Raw genomic sequence first — 17,273 nt, 5'->3', positions numbered from 1 at the left:
TCGATTATCGGTTTCGACCACGATGTCAGAGGCGCGCAGTCCCGGTTTTGACCAAGATCTGTCAGGTCACGTCAGCCGCCCGGTGCCGGGTAGGCGACCGGGCTGCGGTGACCGGCCCGGCCCACGGCCCGCACGCCGAAGAAGAAGTTGTCCTTCGACATGTCGACGGTCGCCGTGGTGACGTCGCCGACGCGGATGACGTGGGTCCAGTCCGGTTCGGTCATCTCGCGCCACACGATCTCGTAGCCCGCCAGGTCGGGTTCGGTGCCGCGTTGCCAGTACAGCTCGGTGTCGTTGGTGAGGTTGCTGGTCCGCACGCGGACGTCCTTCGGGGTGCCCGGGGCCGTCGCCAGGGACCACAGTGCCGCGCCGTTGACGCGGGCGACGCGGGCGATGTAGTCGAAGTCGCAGAACTCCGGGAGGTCGCCGAACTGCTTGCCGTCCACCACGCGGACGTCCTGGTGCTGGTGGGCGAAGTCCTCGTTGGGTTCGGTGAACCTCGCGGCCGGGTAGCCCTGCTCGAGGAAGCCGATGTGGTCGCCGCCGCGCAGGTAGCGGTCCCTGCGGTAGATCACGTGGACGTCCATGCCGGTCTCGCGGTTGTCCGCGACCGACCGCACGAACCGGGCCAGCTGCCTCGGCGGTGAGTCGTTCTCGCCGCCGACCGAGCGGCGGGTCGCGGCCTCGGCGGGGGTTTCCGCGGTCGGGACGCCTTCCGCGAAGAGCCGGACGGTGCGCGGGTCGCGGGTGCCGTCGTCGGCTCGGCTGCTGCCCACGATGTCGTTGGTGAACATCGCCTGCACGTCGGTGCCCGCCGCCCTGTACTGGGCGGCCATGTACCGCGCGCCGTACAGGCCCTGCTCCTCGCCTGCCACGGCGGCGAAGACGATCGTGGACTCGGGTGCCCGCTTCGCCATGATCCTGGCCAGTTCCATGGACACGGCGACACCGGACGCGTCGTCGTCGGCGCCTGGGGAGTCGGCGGTCGCGTTCATGACGTCCGTGACGCGCGAGTCGTAGTGGCCGGACACCACGTACACGCGTTCCGGGGTGACCGAGCCGCGCAGTGTGGCCACGACGTTGGTGATGCGGGTAGGGACCGGGATCCGGGGCGCCGGTTCCTGGATGTAGGACTGCAGCTCGACCGTCATCCTGCCGTTCGACGCCGCCGCGTAGCGCCGCAGTTCGGCGAAGATCCAGTCCCGGGCGGCACCGATGCCCCGCGCCGGGTCGTCCTGTGTGGACAATGTGTGCCTGGTGCCGAACGACACCAGCTTCCGCACGATCGCCTCGATGCGGTCCGGGTCCACCTCGCGCAGGATCGCGCGCAGCTCCTTGTCCGGCGGCTGGGGAAGAGGCGGGCGGCCGTCATCGCCACCCGCCCCCGACGCGCCGGCCACCGCCGGTACACCCGTGAGTGCCGCGCCGCCTGCCGCCGCGACCGTCGCCGTGAGAAACGTCCGCCGAGTGTTCTCAGTCATGCCTCTTGCCTACACCGAGAACGGTGTGATCGCTAGAACCTAAGCCTGGCAAGAGTTTCGTAGCTGTTCCTGGCCGTGTCGAGCGGTGCGGGCAGGTCGTCGCGTTCGACCAGCCAGTACTTCACGCCGCCGACGTGCGCGGTCTCGAAGGTCTCGGACCAGTCGATGACGCCGTGGCCCACATCGGCCCACCCGCCCTGGCCGTTGTGGTCCTTGACGTGCAGCACGGGGAACCGGCGCGGGTGGTCGAGGAACAGCTGCCTGCCGTCCATGCCCGCCCGGTCGGCCCAGCCGAGGTCGAGCTCGAACCCGACGTAGCGCGGGTCGGTCTCGCCGAACAGGATGTCGGAAAGGCGGGTGCCGTCGACCACGCGGAACTCGGAGTCGTGGTTGTGGTGCAGTAGCGGGCCGAACCCCATCTCGCGGGCGGCCTGACCTGCCTCGTTGAGCTGCCGGGCGCCGAGGCGGATGCCGTCGACGGTGTACATGCTCCCGGGGAACGACGACAGGACAACCCACTTCACGCCGATCGTCTTCGCGTCGGCGAGCTTCGCGGCCCAGTTACCGGTGATGTCACCGTGCCCGACGTGCAGGATCACCGGGTTGAGGCCGGCCTCCGCGCACATGTCCCTGATCTCCGCCGCGGGGCGCGGGAACGCGCTCACCCCGACGCACCGGTAACCGATCCCCGCCAGCGCCTTCAGCGTGCCGAGCGGGTCGGCCGCGAGTATGTCGCGGACCGTGTAGAGGTGCATCCCGATCCCGCCGCGGGGGATGCGCCTGCGGCGCCCGCCCGCCGCGAGGGGGTCGGCACCGGCAGTGCCGGCAGTGCCCGCCATCGACGCTCCCGCCACGCCCGCACCGAGTAACGCGAGCAGTCTCCGTCTGTTGATCCCGTGGTTCATCCGTGCACTTCCTCGTGGTCACGTTCGCCTCGTATCGCTTCGGAAAGTACCTGAGAAAGCGCTTTCCCGCTAGCTCCATCCCAGACTCTTGACTTCGGCCAGGTTGCGTGGTTCATTAGTTGAGTAACAAACCGACGGACCGGGCGGTGACCGTGAACTTCGACGACCGGAGCCCGATCTACCGGCAGATCGCCGACCGGATCGAGGCCGAGGTGCTGAGCGGCACGCTCGCCGGGGACGAGCAGGTGCCGTCGACCAACAAGTACGCCGCGCACCACCGGATCAACCCCGCGACCGTCAACAAGGCGTTCCAGCAGCTGGTGGACGACGGGATCCTCTACAAACGAAGGGGCATCGGGATGTTCGTGAGCCCGCAGGCACGGCAGACGCTGCGTGCGCGGCGGCGCAAGAGCTTCTTCACCGACGTGGTCGACCCGATGGTCAACGAGGCCAGGGCGATCGGCATCGACCTGTCCGAGCTGGTCGAGCGCATCAACGAGCTGGCACGGGAGGACGGGCGATGACCGACATCGAGGTGACCGGTCTCGGCAAGCGGTTCGACACCGTCGACGCGCTCACCGACGTGAGCTTCTCCTTGTCCGGCAACAAGATCTGCGGTCTGCTCGGTCGCAACGGCGCGGGCAAGACCACGCTGCTGTCGATCGTGGCCGGCTTCGAGCGGCAGACCGGCGGCACGGTGCTCGTCGACGGCGAACCGGTGTGGGAGAACCCGGTCGCGACCGGGAAGGTGTGCCTCGTGCGCGGTGTCGGCGACGCGACCGCCGCCTCGGTGAGCGTCCGCGAGCTGCTCGACTACGCCGCGCGGCTGCGGCCGGGCTGGGACGCGCGGTACGCCGGGGAGCTGCTCGAGAAGTTCGAGGTGGCACCGGAGAAGCAGGCCAAGTCGCTCTCGCACGGCAAGCGGTGCGCGCTCGGCGTCACGATCGGCCTCGCCTCCCGCGCGCCGGTGACGATCTTCGACGAGTCCTACCTCGGGCTGGACGCGCCGTCCCGCTACGCCTTCTACGACGCGCTCCTGGCCGACGTCCTGGCACACCCGCGCCTCGTGATCATCTCGACGCACCTGATCGAGGAGGTCGCCACGCTGTTCGAGGACGTGCTGATCCTCGACCGCGGCAAGCTCATGCTGCACGAGGACGCGGACACGATGCGGGCCGCGGGTGCCGCGGTCACCGGGGACGCGGCGCTGGTCGACTCGTTCACGCTCGGCCTCGAGGTGCTCGGTGAGCGGATGCTGGGGCGCACCAAGTCCGCGATGGTGTACGGCCCGCTCGACGAGAAGCGCAGGGCGCGGGCCAGGGAGGCCGGCCTCGACCTCGACCCCATCGCGCTGCAGGACCTGTTCGTACACCTGACTTCCGGGGGTGCCCGATGACCGCGCGCTGGCCGCTGCTGCGCGTGCTGCTCACCTCGCACGTGTCCTTCCTGTTCATCCTGTGGCTGCCCGCGATGCTGGTGTCGGCGGCGATCCTCGCCGGCGTCGCGCTCTGGGGCACGGTCGACCAGAGCATCTGGCACTACGTCGCCACGCAGGTGCCGCGGTGGGTCGTGCTCGGCCTCGGCGTCGACGCGGCCACCACGTACCTGCGGTTGAACCTCGCCCACGGCCGCACCCGCCGCGACTTCCTGCGCCAGCTGTGGCCCTACCTCGCCGGACTGGCCGTCGCCCTCGCCGCGATGATCACCATCGCCTACCAGATCGAGCGCGGCGCGTTCGCGATGGCCGGGTGGCACCACCGGACCCCGTTCGCCACGTTGTTCGGCGACACCGGCAACGTCCTCGGCCTGCTCGGGGTGTTCACGCTGATGTTCCTGCTGTGGTCGATCGCCGGGGCGATGATCGCCGCCGGGTTCACCAGGAACATCCTGCTCGGGTTCGCGACCATCCCGCTCGGACTGCTGATCGTCGCGCCGAGCGAGGTGCTGGTGGGGCTGAACGGGGTGCCGCTGTTCGACACGCTGACCGAGCCGCTGCGGTTCCCGCTGCTGACCGCCGTCGCCGTGTGCCTGGGCGGGGCCGTGGTGGGCTGCGCGGCGACCTGGGGAATCGTGCGCGACATCCCGGTGCGTGCGAAGGTAGCTTGACCGTTTGTGACCGACACGTTCCGCCTGGTGCGGACCAACCGGGCGTTCGGCGCCCTGGCCGCCGCGCGGATCGTGTCGCTGACCGGCGACGCGCTCAGCCTCGTCGCGTTGATGCTGCTCGTCGCCGACCGCGCGGGGGACGCGCTGGCGGTCGCGTTGTTGTTGCTGGTCGGCGACTTCGCGCCGGCGCTGCTCGGGCCGTTGACCGGTGCGCTGAGCGACCGGTTCGACCTGCGGCGCGTGATGGTGGCCGCGGACGTGGTGCAGGGCGGGCTGATCCTCGTGATCGCGCTGACGCTGCCGCCACTGCCGGTGTTGCTGGTGCTGGTGGCGTTGCGGGCGGTGGCGGGACAGGTGTTCCTGCCCGCGTCGCGGGCGGCGATGCCCGCGCTGGTGGCGGACCGGGACCTGCCCGCTGCCAACGCGTTGCTGGGGTTCGGCGCCAACGCGGGTGAGGTGCTCGGGCCGTTGCTGGCGGCCGGGCTGGTCGGGTTCATCGGCGTGCCGGGGGTGCTCGTGGTGGACGCGGCGTCGTTCGGACTGTCCGCGTTGCTGCTGCTCGCGGTGCCGTCGCTGCGGCCGGCACCCGCGGAGGGCGGGTTGCTGGGGTCGGCACGCGAGGGTGTGCGGTTCATGTGGTCGGACAAGGCGCTGCGGGCGATCGCGCTGGGGTTCTGCGCGGTGGTGGCGTGCAACGGGGTCGACGACGTGGCGCTGGTGTTCCTCGCGCACGACACGTTCGGCGCGGGTGACTCGGCGGTGGCACTGCTGCTGGCGGCGGTGGGCATCGGGTTGCTGGCGGGATACGCGGTGCTGGGCGCGGCCGGGAAGCGGGTACCGATGGTGGTGCTGCTGGTCGCCGGGTTCGCGGTGAGCAGCGCGGGGAACCTGCTGACCGGGCTGGCGTGGGCGGTGGCGGCCGCGTTCACCGTGCAGGCCGTGCGCGGGCTCGGCATCGCGGCGATGGACGTCGCGACCAACACGCTGGTGCCGCGGCTGGTGCCCGCGCCGATGCTGGGGCGGGTGTTCGGGAACCTGTACGGCGCGATCGGGGTCGCCGCCGCACTGTCCTATGTGGGCGGGAGCGTGCTGCTGGACCTGACGTCCGCGCCGGTGACACTGGTCGTGGCGGGTGGCCTCGGCCTGCTGGCGACGGTCGCGACCGGAGTCGCGCTGCGGGGACGCACCTGAACCGTCCTTGTCAGATGCGTCAGGAGCGTGTCAGGTTGGTGGTATGCGCTCACGTACCCTGCTCGCGTTGACCGCGGCCACCACGATGGCGTTCGTCTCCCCCACCGCACCCGCGCAGGCACAGCCCGCGGCACCGCTCGCCCACACCGTCGACCCACGCCCCTCCAACGAAGTCCTCGCCACGCAGCTGAAGGACCTCGCGCGCAGGAGCCACGGGCGGATCGAGGTCCGCGGCATCGGGGACACCAACGAGGGCAGGCCGGTCTGGGCCGCGCGCCTCGGGCACGGGCCGGTGCGGATCCAGTACGTGACCCAGCAGCACGGCAACGAGCCGCTCGGCACGCCTGCCGCCGTCGAGTTCCTGCGGACCGTCGGGGTGCCGAACACGTTCTGGCACCGGTGGCTGCTGTCGCGGATCACGCTCGACGTGGTGGTGCGCGCGAACCCGGACGGCCACCAGCGGAACTGGCGCTACAACTACGACCCGGACGCCGACCCCGAGTACGGCGAGAAGGGCAAGGGCTACGACATCAACCGGTACCACGACCCGGCCGTGGCGCCCGAGGACAACCCGGCGACCGAGGCCGCGCACATCCAGCGCGCGTACGCCGGGTTCCGGCCGCACATCGCGATGGACTTCCACATGCAGGGCCGGTACCTCGACGACGACGGCCGGGAGATCACCGCGTCGCTGATGTGGCCGACGCACCCGGACGTCACGCCTGCGGCGGTCGACGCGGCCAAGCAGGTGACGGTCGTGGCCCAGCAGACCATCGACCACCTGGCGGGCGGCAACGTCAGCCAGTACCCCGGCGGCGACTACCAGGGCATCGCCAGGAACGCGTACGGGCTGCTCGGCAGCGCCTCCGTGCTGCTGGAGCTGTCGGCGATCGACGACGAGCAGTCGCAGATCCGGGCGGCCTACCTGGTGATGCTGACCGTCGCCCAGACCGCGGCCGACGGGTCGGTGACGCGGATCGACCCGGCCCGCGCGGACGCCATCCCACCGCGCGGCGCACCCGTCGGTGCCGAGTCGGTCGAAGCCGCAGACTGACGAGGCGTTACCGCGCGACCGTGTGACCTCTTCGCGCCGTCATGACGCTCCGGGCAGGGCCTGGTCACCGATGAGGCTGGCATGCCTGCCCGATCGGGTACGCCTGTGCCTCGGTCGCTATCTCCGCGTCGCCCCGGTGCTCTACTGGCGTGGGTTCACCTACGTACCGGTGGATCGAAGGGGTGGAGCGCGGTGCGGAAGAGAAACGCGCGCGTCCGGCAGCCGTCCAGCGGACTGGTCGCGATCAGCGCGGTGCTGCTGGCGGCGTCGACGGTGTCCTCGTCGGCGTCGTCCGCGTCGTCGGGGGCAGGCGCGCCGGTCGTGAGCGACCCGGAGGCCGCGCCCGCGGAGGCGGGCGTGGACGGCGGCACACCGCCCGACCTGACGTTCCCGCTGGTGGAGAGCCACCTCGCGAGCAGCAGGTTCGTGAACGCGCTGCCACCGTCGGTGACGGGCACCATCCCGTCGACCGTGCTGGCGGCCTACCAGCGGGCGGTCGACAGGACCGACCTGGTGCAGCCGAACTGCCACGTCCCGCTCGAGCTGCTCGCGGCCATCGGCAAGGTCGAGTCGGGGCACGCCAGGGGTGGGCGGGTGGACGCGACCGGGCGGACCCTGACCCCGATCCTCGGCCCGGTGCTCAACGGCGGCCCGTTCGCGGCGATCCACGACACCGACGGCGGTGCCCTCGACACGGACACGTCCTGGGACCGCGCGGTCGGGCCCATGCAGTTCATCCCGGGCACCTGGTCGCGGTGGCGGTCCGACGGCAACGACGACGGCACGGCCGACCCGCACAACGTGTACGACGCCAGCCTGGCCGCGGCCAGGTACCTGTGCGCCGCGAACCGCGACCTCGGCACGCCTGCGGGGCTGGACGAGGCGGTGCTGAGCTACAACCACTCGACCAGCTACCTGTCGCTGGTGCGGTCGTGGATGTCGGTCTACCAGAACAACACGATCACGGTGGACGACATCACCGACGTCACGTGGCTGCCGCCGGAGACGCCGGTGACGACCCCGGTGACCACGCCACCCAGCACGCCGCCCAGCGTCCCGCCGTCACGACCACCGAGCACACCGCCGAGCACGCCACCGTCCACGCCGCCGTCGACTCCGCCGAGCACGCCTCCGTCCACACCGCCCTCGACTCCGCCGAGCACGCCACCAACCACACCGCCGAGCACCCCACCGGACACACCGCCCACCCTGCCGCCGACCTCGCCGGAACCGCCGGAACCGCCGGTGGAGGCGCCGGAGGAACCGGCGCAGCAGTGCGGCCTGCTGGACACCGTCGAGGGCCTGGTCGGCGGGCTGGTCGGCGAGTCACCCGACTGCGCACCCGCTGGAGCTGTCCGCGACGGAGACCCCGGCACCCTGACCGGCGGTCAGTTGCCGCCGTCCTGAGGGCCACCGTCCTGCGGACCGCCGTTCTGGCGGCCGCCGTCGCCGTCGCGGCGCTGCGGCATCGCCCCCATCTCCATGACCGACTCGGCCGTGGTCGTGGACCCCTCCGTGGTGGCGATGACGGTCACCTCGTCGCCCGTGGCGATGCCGTCGCCCAGCTGGGTCTCGTCGTCGATCACGTAGGTCTTCGTGTAGCCGTCCTCGCTCTTCGCGGTGATCGACTCGTCGGTCAGCTCGGTGACCTCGCCGGTCTGGAACTCGCCGTGGTCGGTGCCGGACATCCCGCCCAGCGGGCCGCCGACGAACACCGGGCCACCCGCCCCGCCCCGGCCGCCGCCCGGGCCGCCATCGGCGGTGGTCGAGCCGCTCGCCGCGTAGATCGCCACGCCACCGGCCGCCGCGATGCCCACCGCGATGGCCACGGCGACCACGATCCGCTTGGTCGACCACCGCCTGCCGGGCTGCTCCGGGGGCGGCGGGGCGCCCCACTGGGGGGTTTCTGTCTGTTCCGTACTCATGCCCACCACAGTCGGGGTTGTTCCTGTGCGTGACCTGTGCTCGCTGTGGGCAACCGCTGTGACCCTCGCCGGGCACAGGAAACCCACAGGCTTCACACAGCGGCACCACACCACCCCGGGCGACCATGTGCCCATGCGGAGTGAGCTGCGACGACCGGACGGCCGACCGGTCCGCGTCCTGGTGGTCGACGACGAGGCCGCGCTGGCCGAGCTCGTCACGATGGCGTTGCGCCTGGAAGGCTGGGAGATCCGCAGCGCCCTCGACGGCCTGGCCGCGGTCCGCGCGGCCCGCGAGTTCCGGCCCGACGCCGTCGTCCTCGACGTCATGCTGCCCGACATCGACGGCCTCGAGGTCCTCCGCCGCATGCGTGCCGACCTGCCGACGCTGCCCGTCCTGTTCCTCACCGCGAAGGACGCCGTCGAGGACCGCATCGCGGGCCTCACCGCGGGCGGCGACGACTACGTCACCAAGCCGTTCAGCCTCGAGGAGGTCACGCTGCGCCTGCGTGCGCTGCTCCGCCGCACCGGCGTGACCGAGGCGACCGCGGGCGCGTCGCTGGTCGTCGGCGACCTCACCCTCGACGAGGACAGCCGCGAGGTCCACCGCGGCGGCGAGCTGGTCGACCTCACCGCCACCGAGTTCGAGCTGCTGCGGTACCTGATGCGCAACCCGAGGCGGGTGCTGTCGAAGGCGCAGATCCTCGACCGGGTGTGGCACTACGACTTCGGCGGCCAGGCCAACATCGTCGAGCTGTACATCTCCTACCTGCGCAAGAAGATCGACGCGGGCCGGCCGCCGATGATCCACACGATGCGGGGCGCGGGCTATGTCCTCAAACCGGCAGGCTGAGCGGGGCGTGGAGAGCTGGTCGCTGCGCAGGCGGCTGATCTTCGAGCAGATCGTCCTGCTGACGCTGGTCTGCGTGGTCATCGTCGCGATCTCGGAGATCGCCCTCCGCGCGTTCCTGGTGGACCAACTCGACGACCGCGTCGAGGATGCCAGCAGCAAGGGGTGGCAGGTCCGCCGGGAGCAGCCCGGAGGCGGCATATTCGTCACGCCCGGCCCCGGCAACGCGCCGCCCCAGGCGACCGGCACCGTCTCCGGGATCTTCGCCAACGGCTCCGGCACGGCCTGGCAGGAGACCAGCGGCGACACCCCGCGCGTCCTGACGACCGCCGAGGCGGCCGACATCAAGGACGTGCCGACCGACGGGCGGTACTACACGAGAACCATCGAGAACCTCGGCGAGTACCGGCTCGTCGCGCGGGCGGGCCCTGGCGGCGAGACCTTCGTGACCGGGTTGCCGATGTCCGAGGTCAACGAGGTCCTGGTCAGCGCGGGGCTGATCATGGGTGGCGTGGCGCTGACCGGGCTGCTGGCCGCGGCGGGCGCGGGCGCGTTCATCGTCCGGCGGGCACTGCAACCCCTGCGACGGGTGGCGGCGACCGCGAGCCGGGTCGCCGACCTGCCCCTCGACCGCGGCGAGGTGGAGCTGGCCGAACGGGTGCCGAAGCGGTACACCGACCCGAACACCGAGGTCGGGCAGGTCGGCCTCGCGTTCAACCGGATGCTCGGCAACGTGCAGGACGCCCTCACCGCGCGGCAGGAGAGCGAGACCAGGGTCCGCCAGTTCGTCGCCGACGCCAGCCACGAGCTGCGGACCCCGCTCGCCGCCGTGCGCGGGTACGCCGAGCTGATCCGCCGCCGTGACGACGACGTGGCACCCGAGGTGTCGCACGCGCTCGGCCGCGTCGAGTCCGAGGCGGCCCGCATGACGAGGCTCGTCGACGACCTGCTCCTGTTGGCGCGCCTGGACTCCGGCCGTCCCCTCGAGTACGCCGACGTCGACCTGTCGCGGCTGGTCGTCGACGTCGTCAGCGACGCGCAGGTCGCGGGCCGCGAGCACGTGTGGCGCCTCGACGTGCCACCGGACGAGGTCGTCGTGCCCGGTGACGACGCGCGGCTGCACCAGGTACTAGCGAACCTGCTGTCCAACGCCCGCACCCACACCCCGCCCGGCACGACCGTCACCACCACACTGTCCACATCGGACGAGGCGGCGACGCTCACGGTCACCGACGACGGTCCCGGCATCCCCGCCGACCTGCTGCCGGAGGTGTTCGAGCGGTTCGCGCGCGGTGACTCGTCCCGGTCCCGCGCCGCGGGCAGCACGGGCCTGGGCCTCGCGATCGTCGCGGCGGTCGTGCAGGCGCACCACGGGCACGTGAGCGTCCAGAGCCGTCCCGGCCGGACCGGGTTCACGGTCAGGCTGCCGCGCACGGACACAGCCCGGTCACAGGATTGACCAAGGCGGCACCCAGCCCGGCTCGCCAGGTTGGCTGCCATGACCACACTCGCCCCTCCCCTGCCCCGGACGGCTTTCCGCCCCTTACTGCCGGTCCTGCTCGCCGCCACCGGCGTGCTGTACCTGTGGGGCCTCGGCGCCTCCGGCTGGGCGAACGCGTACTACTCGGCGGCCGCGCAGGCCGGTGCCGCCAGCTGGAAGGCGCTGCTGTTCGGTGCGACGGACGCGGCGGGCGGGATCACCGTCGACAAGACACCGGCGTCGGTGTGGGTGATGGGCCTGTCGGCACGGATCTTCGGTGTGCACTCGTGGAGCATCCTGGTGCCACAGGCGCTGATGGGTGTGGCGACCGTGTGGCTGCTGTACGCGGCCGTCAAACGCGTGGCCGGCGAGGCGGCCGCGCTGCTGGCGGGGATCGTGCTGGCGCTGACGCCGGTCGCGGTGCTGATGTTCCGGTTCAACAACCCGGACGCGCTGCTCGTGCTGCTGCTCACCGCGGGCGCTTACGCGACGGTCCGCGCGATCGAGGACGCGAACCGGCGCGGACGCGTGTGGTGGCTCGTGCTGGCGGGCGCGTGCGTCGGGTTCGGGTTCCTGACGAAGATGTTGCAGGCGTTCCTGGTCCTGCCCGCGTTCGGGCTCGCGTGGCTGGTCGGCGCGCGGCGCGAACGCCTGCTGGGCCTGGCGGTGGCGGCCGGCGCGGTGATCGTCAGCGCCGGCTGGTGGGTGCTGCTGGTGACGCTGTGGCCCGCGGCGGACCGGCCGTACATCGGCGGTTCGCAGCACAACTCGGTGCTGGAGCTGACGTTCGGCTACAACGGGTTCGGCCGCCTGACCGGTGACGAGGTCGGCAGCGTCGGTGGGGGCGGGACCGGTGGCGTGTGGGGGCGGCTGTTCGGTGCGGAGATGGCGGGCGGGATCGCGTGGCTGCTGCCCGCGGCCGTGGTGCTGCTGGCAGGCGGGCTGTGGGCGACATGGCGGCGTGGTCCGGTGTGGACGTCGCTGTTGCTGTGGGGCGGGTGGCTGGTCGTCACGGCCGTGGTCTTCAGCCTGATGGACGGGATCATCCACGCCTACTACACGGTGGCGCTGGCCCCGGCGCTCGCGGGTGTGCTCGGGATCGGCGTGGTGGCGTTGTGGCGCAAGGGGTTCACCGGGGTCGCGGTGCTGTCGGGGGCGGTGGCGCTGACTGCGATGGAGACGTATCTCCTGCTCGAGTCGCTGGTGCTGCTGGTCTTGGGGCTCGCGGCGGCGGCGTTGTTGCTGCTGGTGGAGCGGAGTCTGGCGGTGGCGGCGCTCGCGGTGGTGATCGCGCTGGCTGGGCCCGCGGCGTACTCGTTGCAGACGGCGGCGGCGACGCACTCGGGTGCGCTGCCGTCGGCGGGCCCGTCAGTGGGTCCGCCTGTGGGGAACATGAACTTCGGCGGCATGGGTGGCCTGCTCGACGCGCCGACGCCCGGCGCGGACCTCGTGGCGCTGTTGCGGCAAGGCGACCACACGTGGGCCGCGGCGACCGTGGGATCGAACAACGCGGCCGGATACCAGCTGGGGTCCGGAAAACCGGTGCTGGCGGTGGGCGGGTTCAACGGCACGGACCCGTCGCCGACGCTCGCACAGTTCCAGGAGTACGTCCGGCGTGGACAGATCCACTGGTTCATCGGTGACGGCGCGATGTCGTCGACCGCGACCGGCGGCAGTGACGCGGGCGCGCGGATCGCCGAGTGGGTGGCGGAGAACTTCGAGGCACAGCAGGTGTCCGGCGTCGCGGTCTACGACCTGTCATGACACCCACAGCTCACGCACAGGCGAGGCACACGGCCGGCCCAGCCTGGCAGCGAAGCGTGTTCACCATGACGCTGACCGTGCCCAACCCCACCGACCGGGGTGCCATCGACACCGATGGGGACACCCTGGTGCTCGACGTCGTCGTGCCCGTGTTCAACGAGGAACGGGACCTCGCCCCCTGTGTCCGCGGACTGCACCAGCACCTGTCGACCGGGTTCCCCTACCGCTTCCGGATCACGATCGCGAACAACGCGAGCACCGACGGCACCGCGGCGGTCGCCGACGCACTGGTGGCGGAGTTCGCCGAGGTGACCGCCGTGCACCTGGCGGAGAAGGGCCGCGGACGCGCGTTGCGGGCGGTGTGGTCGGCGAGCGACGCCGCGGTCCTCGCCTACCTGGATGTCGACCTGTCGACAGACCTCAACGCGTTGCCCCCGCTCATCGCGCCGCTGCTGTCCGGCCATTCGGACCTGGCGATCGGGTCCCGCCTCGCACGGGGTGCGCGGGTGGTCCGCGGGCCGAAGCGGGAGCTGATCTCCCGCGGCTACAACCTGTTGCTGCGTGGTGCGCTCGCGACCCGGTTCTCCGACGCGCAGTGCGGGTTCAAGGCGATCCGCCGGGATGTGGCCGAGAAGCTGCTGCCGCACGTGGCGGACACCGGCTGGTTCTTCGACACCGAACTGCTGGTGCTGGCGGAGCGGACGGGGCTGCGCATCCACGAGGTGCCGGTGGACTGGGTGGACGACCCGGACAGCCGCGTCGACCTCGTCGCGACGGCGATCGCCGACCTGAAGGGGATCGCCCGCCTGGCACGGGGTTTCGCGACGGGCCGGATCCCGGTGGCCCACCTGCGCGAACAACTCGGCCGGGACGCGCCACCGGCCGGGTTGTTGCGGCAGCTGGTCCGGTTCGCCGCGGTCGGCGTGGTGTCCACCCTGGCCTACCTGGTGTTGTTCTCTTTGCTGCGCAACGGTTTGGGCGCGCAGGGCGCGAACTTCGCCGCGCTGGGTGTCACCGCGGTCGGCAACACGGCCGCGAACCGGCGGTACACGTTCGGGGTGCGTGGGCGGGCCGGGGTGGCACGCCACCAGTTCGAGGGCCTGATCGTGTTCTGCCTCGGCCTGGCGCTGACGTCCGGGTCGCTCGCCGTGCTGCACGGGTTGACGTCGCCCGGCCGAGGGCTGGAGCTGGCCGTGCTCGTCGCCGCCAACCTCGCGGCCACCGTGCTGCGGTTCCTGCTGCTCCGCGGCTGGGTGTTCCACCCGCGCCGCCTGACCGAGAAGAGTGCGTCGTGATCGCCACCGCCTCACCCGTCACCGCCGTCGCGCCGACGGCTGCCGTGCGGCGGCAACGGCCGTGGGGACTGGCGCTGCTCCTGGTGGGCACCGCCGTCCTCTACCTGTGGAACCTGACCGCGACCGGCTGGGGGAACAGCTACTACGCGGGCGCGGTCCAGGCCGGGTCGCAGAGCTGGGAGGCGTGGCTGTTCGGCGCGACCGACGCGGGCGGCGTGATCACGGTCGACAAGCCACCAGCGGCGATGTGGGTTCCCGGGTTGTTCGCGCGGGTCTTCGGGTTCTCGAGCTGGACGGTGCTGGTGCCGCAGGCGCTGATGGGTGTGGGCGCGGTGTGGCTGCTGTACGCGGCGGTCCGCGGGACGTCCGGCACCACGGCGGGTCTGCTGGCGGGTGCCGGCCTGGCGCTGACCCCGGTGGCGGCGCTGATGTTCCGGTACGACCAGCCGGACGCGCTGCTGACGTTGCTGCTGGTGGCGGGCGCGTACTGCACGGTGCGGGCGGTGGAGAAGGCGAGCCCCGCGTGGCTGGTGCTGGCGGGGGCGACGGTCGGGTTCGCGTTCCTGACCAAGATGCTGCAGGGGTTCCTGACGTTGCCCGCGCTGGCGCTGGTGTACCTGCTGGCGGCGCCGACGTCGCTGGGGCGGCGGCTGTGGCACCTGGCGCTGGGCCTGGTCTCGGTGGTCGTGTCGATGGGGTGGTACATCGCGCTGGTGGCGCTGTGGCCCGCCGGGACGCGGCCGTACATCGCGGGCTCGACGGACGACAGCGTGCTTGAGCTGGCGCTCGGGTACAACGGGCTGGGCCGGATCTTCGGCGGTGACGGCAACCCTGGCGGCGGCATGGGCGGCGGGAACATCGGCTTCGGCGGTGCGAGCGGGCCCGGGCGGATGTTCGGCTCGGCGTTCGGGGTGGAGGTGTCGTGGCTCCTGCCCGCGGCGCTGATCGGGCTGGTGGCGGGGCTGTGGTTCACCCGCCGTGCGCCGCGGACCGACCGGACGCGGGCCGCGCTCCTGTTGTGGGGCGGCTGGACGGTCGTGACCGCGGTCGTGTTCAGCCTGATGAGCGGGATCATCCACCCGTACTACGCGGTGGCGCTGGCGCCGGGGGTGGCGGCGGTGGCGGCGATCGCGGGGCGGGAGCTGTGGCGGGGACGTGCGCATCCGCCTGCCCGGTTCGTGCTGGCGGGGATGGTCGCGGTGACCGGGGTGTGGACGTTCATCCTGCTGGACCGGTCACCGGAGTGGCTGCCGTGGTTGCGCTGGGTGATCGTGGTGGCGTCGGTCGTGGTCGCCGCGGTGCTCGCGGTGGGCGTGCGGGCCCGGGTGCTGGGGGTGGCGGCGGTGGTGACGGCGCTGCTGGGCAGTGGCGCCTTCACGGTGGCGACCGCGGCCGAGGCGCACTCCGGATCGATTCCGTTGTCGGGGCCGGTGGCCGACGGGCAGCAGTTCGACATGGACGGGCCGCCGGTGTCGTCGTCGGTGGCCGGCCTGCTGGCCGCGACCGGCACGACGTGGGCGGCCGCGACCACCGGCGGCACGGCGGCGGCGGACCTGGCGCTGGCCTCGGGGAAGTCGGTGATCGCGATCGGCGGCTGGAACGGCGGCGATCCGGCGCCGACGCTGGCGGAGTTCCAGCGGTACGTCGAGGACGGGGAGATCAGCTACTACATCAGCGGCATGGGGCCGCGGGGCGGTTCCGACATCGACGAGTGGGTGTCGGACACCTTCGAGTCCCAGGAGGTGGACGGGCAGACCGTGTACGACCTGCGTGGCTGACTACCAGCTACCCCGGTGGTCCGGGATCGTGAAGATCAGTGGGACGGCCGCCAGCAGCAGCACCGACAGGACCACGAAACCGTGTGCCTGTGCCAGCGCCGGGTTGGCGCTGTTGGCGGCCACCGCGGTCATCACCGACACCGCGATGATCGAACCGCTCTGCCGGAACATCCCCCGCAGGCCCGCGATCGACGAGATCTGGTCCGGGGCCAGCTGCAACCCGACGTTGTTCGACGCGGGCACCGACACGCCCATCCCGACGCCCGTGATGCCCGCGGCCATCATCAGCCACAGGTAGCCGTTGGTGTTCGGGGGCGGGAACGCCATCAGCGCGAACCCGGTCGTGATCAGCACGAAGCCGACCACCATCGGGATGCGGCAGCCGAGGCGGCGCAGCGTGAGCACGGCCAGTGCCGCCACCGCGATCACCCCGGCGCCGCGGGCGGTCAGGACCGTCCCCGCGGCGAGCGGGTCCAGGTGGAAGCGTTCCTCCGCGTACAGCGGGACCAGCGCGCCGAAGCCGATGGCGGCGCCGCCGAAGAGCAGGTTCAGCACGTTCATCGCGCCGAAACCCTTGCCACGCAGGAACCTCATCGGGATGAAGGGTGCCGAGGACCGGGCCGTGTGCCGCGCGAACAGGTACGAGAACAGCGCCCCGCCCACCACCGGCACCAGGAACCACGGGCTGGTCAGGCCGTGGTCGAGGTTCGTCAGGCCGTACATCGTGGTCAGCATGAGCGACGCCAGCAGCACCAGGCCGCGCACGTCGATCCGGTCGGCCCGTTTGCGCGGTGTCTCGCCGATCAGCCGCCAGGCGAGCACGAACAGCACCACGCCGATCGGCACGTTGACGAAGAAGATGGTCCGCCACGAGGAGTAGGTCACGAAGACGCCGCCCAGGATCGGGCCCAGGATGCCGCCGATGGGGAAGATCGACGTGAACATGCCCACCGCGCGGTCGCGGGCCGGGCCGTAGTGGTCGGCGATGATGCCCGTGGCGGCAGGCATGAACGCGCCGCCGCCCAGCGCCTGGACGGCCCGCAGGGCCACCAGCACGTAGATGTTGTTCGCGAACCCGCAGGCCAGCGATGCCGCCGTGAAGACCACGACGGCGATGAGGAAGACCTTCTTGCGACCGAAGTGGTCGCCGAGTTTGCCCGCCATCGGCATGGCGATGATCTGGCCGAGCGAGTAGATGGTGATCGTCCACCCGCTCCAGGTCAGCTCCGCGCCGAGGTCGGACTGGATGGCGTTCAGGCCGGTCGCGACGATCGTCTGGTCCATCGACGCCATGAACAGGGCGAGCGCGACCACGGCGAACACCACGTGGCGACGTGGCAGCGGACCGGGAACCTCACCTGCGGGGATGTCGGCCGGTGCCGTTGCTCCTATGCTTCGCATCCCCATATCCGCGGATAATACTTGCTTGCTGGCAAGCAACCAAGTG

General features: G+C 71.6%; 15 protein-coding genes. 11 read left to right on the top strand and 4 right to left on the bottom strand.

Features of this window, described 5'->3' with window-relative positions:
• Positions 1-71 precede the first annotated feature (71 nt).
• Positions 72-1,481, bottom strand: coding sequence for a M20/M25/M40 family metallo-hydrolase (locus tag FHR82_RS01840; protein ID WP_184808451.1), 1,410 nt, complete (start codon positions 1,479-1,481; stop codon positions 72-74).
• A 32-nt stretch (positions 1,482-1,513) separates the two neighbouring features.
• Complete coding sequence (locus FHR82_RS01835; protein ID WP_184808450.1) at positions 1,514-2,320, bottom strand: sugar phosphate isomerase/epimerase family protein; 807 nt, start codon at positions 2,318-2,320, stop codon at positions 1,514-1,516.
• Between the two features lie 185 nt (positions 2,321-2,505).
• On the opposite strand from FHR82_RS01835, the gene FHR82_RS01830 reads away from it, so the two are divergent.
• The 6 genes from FHR82_RS01830 (at position 2,506) to FHR82_RS01805 (ending at position 8,144) form a co-directional block, all read left to right on the top strand.
• Positions 2,506-2,910: a GntR family transcriptional regulator gene (locus FHR82_RS01830; RefSeq protein ID WP_221463256.1), complete on the top strand. Its 405-nt coding sequence runs from the start codon at positions 2,506-2,508 to the stop codon at positions 2,908-2,910.
• Positions 2,907-3,782: an ATP-binding cassette domain-containing protein gene (locus FHR82_RS01825; protein ID WP_184808449.1), complete on the top strand. Its 876-nt coding sequence runs from the start codon at positions 2,907-2,909 to the stop codon at positions 3,780-3,782. Before FHR82_RS01830 ends, FHR82_RS01825 begins: the two co-directional genes overlap by 4 nt.
• Entirely contained in the window at positions 3,779-4,492 is a 714-nt protein-coding gene (locus FHR82_RS01820) for a hypothetical protein (protein WP_184808448.1), read from the top strand. Before FHR82_RS01825 ends, FHR82_RS01820 begins: the two co-directional genes overlap by 4 nt.
• A 6-nt stretch (positions 4,493-4,498) precedes the next feature.
• Entirely contained in the window at positions 4,499-5,683 is a 1,185-nt protein-coding gene (locus tag FHR82_RS01815) for an MFS transporter (RefSeq protein ID WP_221463255.1), read from the top strand.
• Positions 5,684-5,726: 43 nt separating this feature from the next.
• Complete coding sequence (locus FHR82_RS01810) at positions 5,727-6,737, top strand: M14 family zinc carboxypeptidase (protein WP_184808447.1); 1,011 nt, start codon at positions 5,727-5,729, stop codon at positions 6,735-6,737.
• A gap of 192 nt (positions 6,738-6,929) precedes the next feature.
• Positions 6,930-8,144, top strand: coding sequence for a lytic transglycosylase domain-containing protein (locus tag FHR82_RS01805; protein ID WP_221463254.1), 1,215 nt, complete (start codon positions 6,930-6,932; stop codon positions 8,142-8,144).
• On the opposite strand, the gene FHR82_RS01800 is transcribed toward FHR82_RS01805, so the two are convergent.
• Positions 8,126-8,662, bottom strand: coding sequence for a hypothetical protein (locus FHR82_RS01800; RefSeq protein ID WP_184808446.1), 537 nt, complete (start codon positions 8,660-8,662; stop codon positions 8,126-8,128). The genes FHR82_RS01805 and FHR82_RS01800 overlap by 19 nt on opposite strands.
• 133 nt (positions 8,663-8,795) lie before the next feature.
• Here FHR82_RS01800 and FHR82_RS01795 point away from each other — a divergent pair, with 133 nt between their 5' ends.
• The 5 genes from FHR82_RS01795 to FHR82_RS01775 all read left to right on the top strand — a co-directional run bounded on the left by FHR82_RS01795 (position 8,796) and on the right by FHR82_RS01775 (position 15,826).
• Complete coding sequence (locus tag FHR82_RS01795; protein ID WP_311770823.1) at positions 8,796-9,512, top strand: response regulator transcription factor; 717 nt, start codon at positions 8,796-8,798, stop codon at positions 9,510-9,512.
• Between the two features lie 7 nt (positions 9,513-9,519).
• Positions 9,520-10,968, top strand: coding sequence for a sensor histidine kinase (locus FHR82_RS01790; RefSeq protein WP_311770822.1), 1,449 nt, complete (start codon positions 9,520-9,522; stop codon positions 10,966-10,968).
• 39 nt (positions 10,969-11,007) lie between these two features.
• Positions 11,008-12,753 carry a glycosyltransferase family 39 protein gene (locus FHR82_RS01785; RefSeq protein WP_184808445.1) on the top strand — a complete coding sequence of 582 codons (1,746 nt, stop codon included), beginning with the start codon at positions 11,008-11,010 and terminating at the stop codon, positions 12,751-12,753.
• A 65-nt stretch (positions 12,754-12,818) separates the two neighbouring features.
• On the top strand, positions 12,819-14,048 hold the full coding sequence (locus FHR82_RS01780) for a bifunctional glycosyltransferase family 2/GtrA family protein (RefSeq protein WP_184808444.1): 1,230 nt from the start codon (positions 12,819-12,821) through the stop codon (positions 14,046-14,048).
• Between the two features lie 44 nt (positions 14,049-14,092).
• A complete protein-coding gene (locus FHR82_RS01775) occupies positions 14,093-15,826 on the top strand; it encodes an ArnT family glycosyltransferase (RefSeq protein WP_311770909.1) in 1,734 nt (577 codons plus the stop codon).
• Here the strand turns inward: FHR82_RS01775 and FHR82_RS01770 are convergent, their stop codons facing one another.
• A complete protein-coding gene (locus FHR82_RS01770; RefSeq protein WP_184808442.1) occupies positions 15,827-17,227 on the bottom strand; it encodes an MFS transporter in 1,401 nt (466 codons plus the stop codon).
• Between the last annotated feature and the right edge of the window lie 46 nt (positions 17,228-17,273).

This window comes from Actinophytocola algeriensis (genome assembly GCF_014203735.1).
In the GTDB taxonomy this organism is placed as follows: domain Bacteria; phylum Actinomycetota; class Actinomycetes; order Mycobacteriales; family Pseudonocardiaceae; genus Actinophytocola; species Actinophytocola algeriensis.
This window is presented reverse-complemented; position numbering and strand designations above follow the sequence as displayed.

Excerpts from the sequence above, each read along its gene's own strand:
- FHR82_RS01840 (WP_184808451.1), bottom strand. The coding sequence starts at position 1,481 with ATGACTGAGAACACTCGGCGGACGTTTCTCACGGCGACGGTCGCGGCG.
- FHR82_RS01835 (WP_184808450.1), bottom strand. The coding sequence starts at position 2,320 with ATGGCGGGCACTGCCGGCACTGCCGGTGCCGACCCCCTCGCGGCGGGC.
- FHR82_RS01825 (WP_184808449.1), top strand. The coding sequence starts at position 2,907 with ATGACCGACATCGAGGTGACCGGTCTCGGCAAGCGGTTCGACACCGTC.
- FHR82_RS01820 (WP_184808448.1), top strand. The coding sequence starts at position 3,779 with ATGACCGCGCGCTGGCCGCTGCTGCGCGTGCTGCTCACCTCGCACGTG.
- FHR82_RS01810 (WP_184808447.1), top strand. The coding sequence starts at position 5,727 with ATGCGCTCACGTACCCTGCTCGCGTTGACCGCGGCCACCACGATGGCG.
- FHR82_RS01800 (WP_184808446.1), bottom strand. The coding sequence starts at position 8,662 with ATGAGTACGGAACAGACAGAAACCCCCCAGTGGGGCGCCCCGCCGCCC.
- FHR82_RS01795 (WP_311770823.1), top strand. The coding sequence starts at position 8,796 with ATGCGGAGTGAGCTGCGACGACCGGACGGCCGACCGGTCCGCGTCCTG.
- FHR82_RS01785 (WP_184808445.1), top strand. The coding sequence starts at position 11,008 with ATGACCACACTCGCCCCTCCCCTGCCCCGGACGGCTTTCCGCCCCTTA.
- FHR82_RS01780 (WP_184808444.1), top strand. The coding sequence starts at position 12,819 with ATGACGCTGACCGTGCCCAACCCCACCGACCGGGGTGCCATCGACACC.
- FHR82_RS01770 (WP_184808442.1), bottom strand. The coding sequence starts at position 17,227 with ATGCGAAGCATAGGAGCAACGGCACCGGCCGACATCCCCGCAGGTGAG.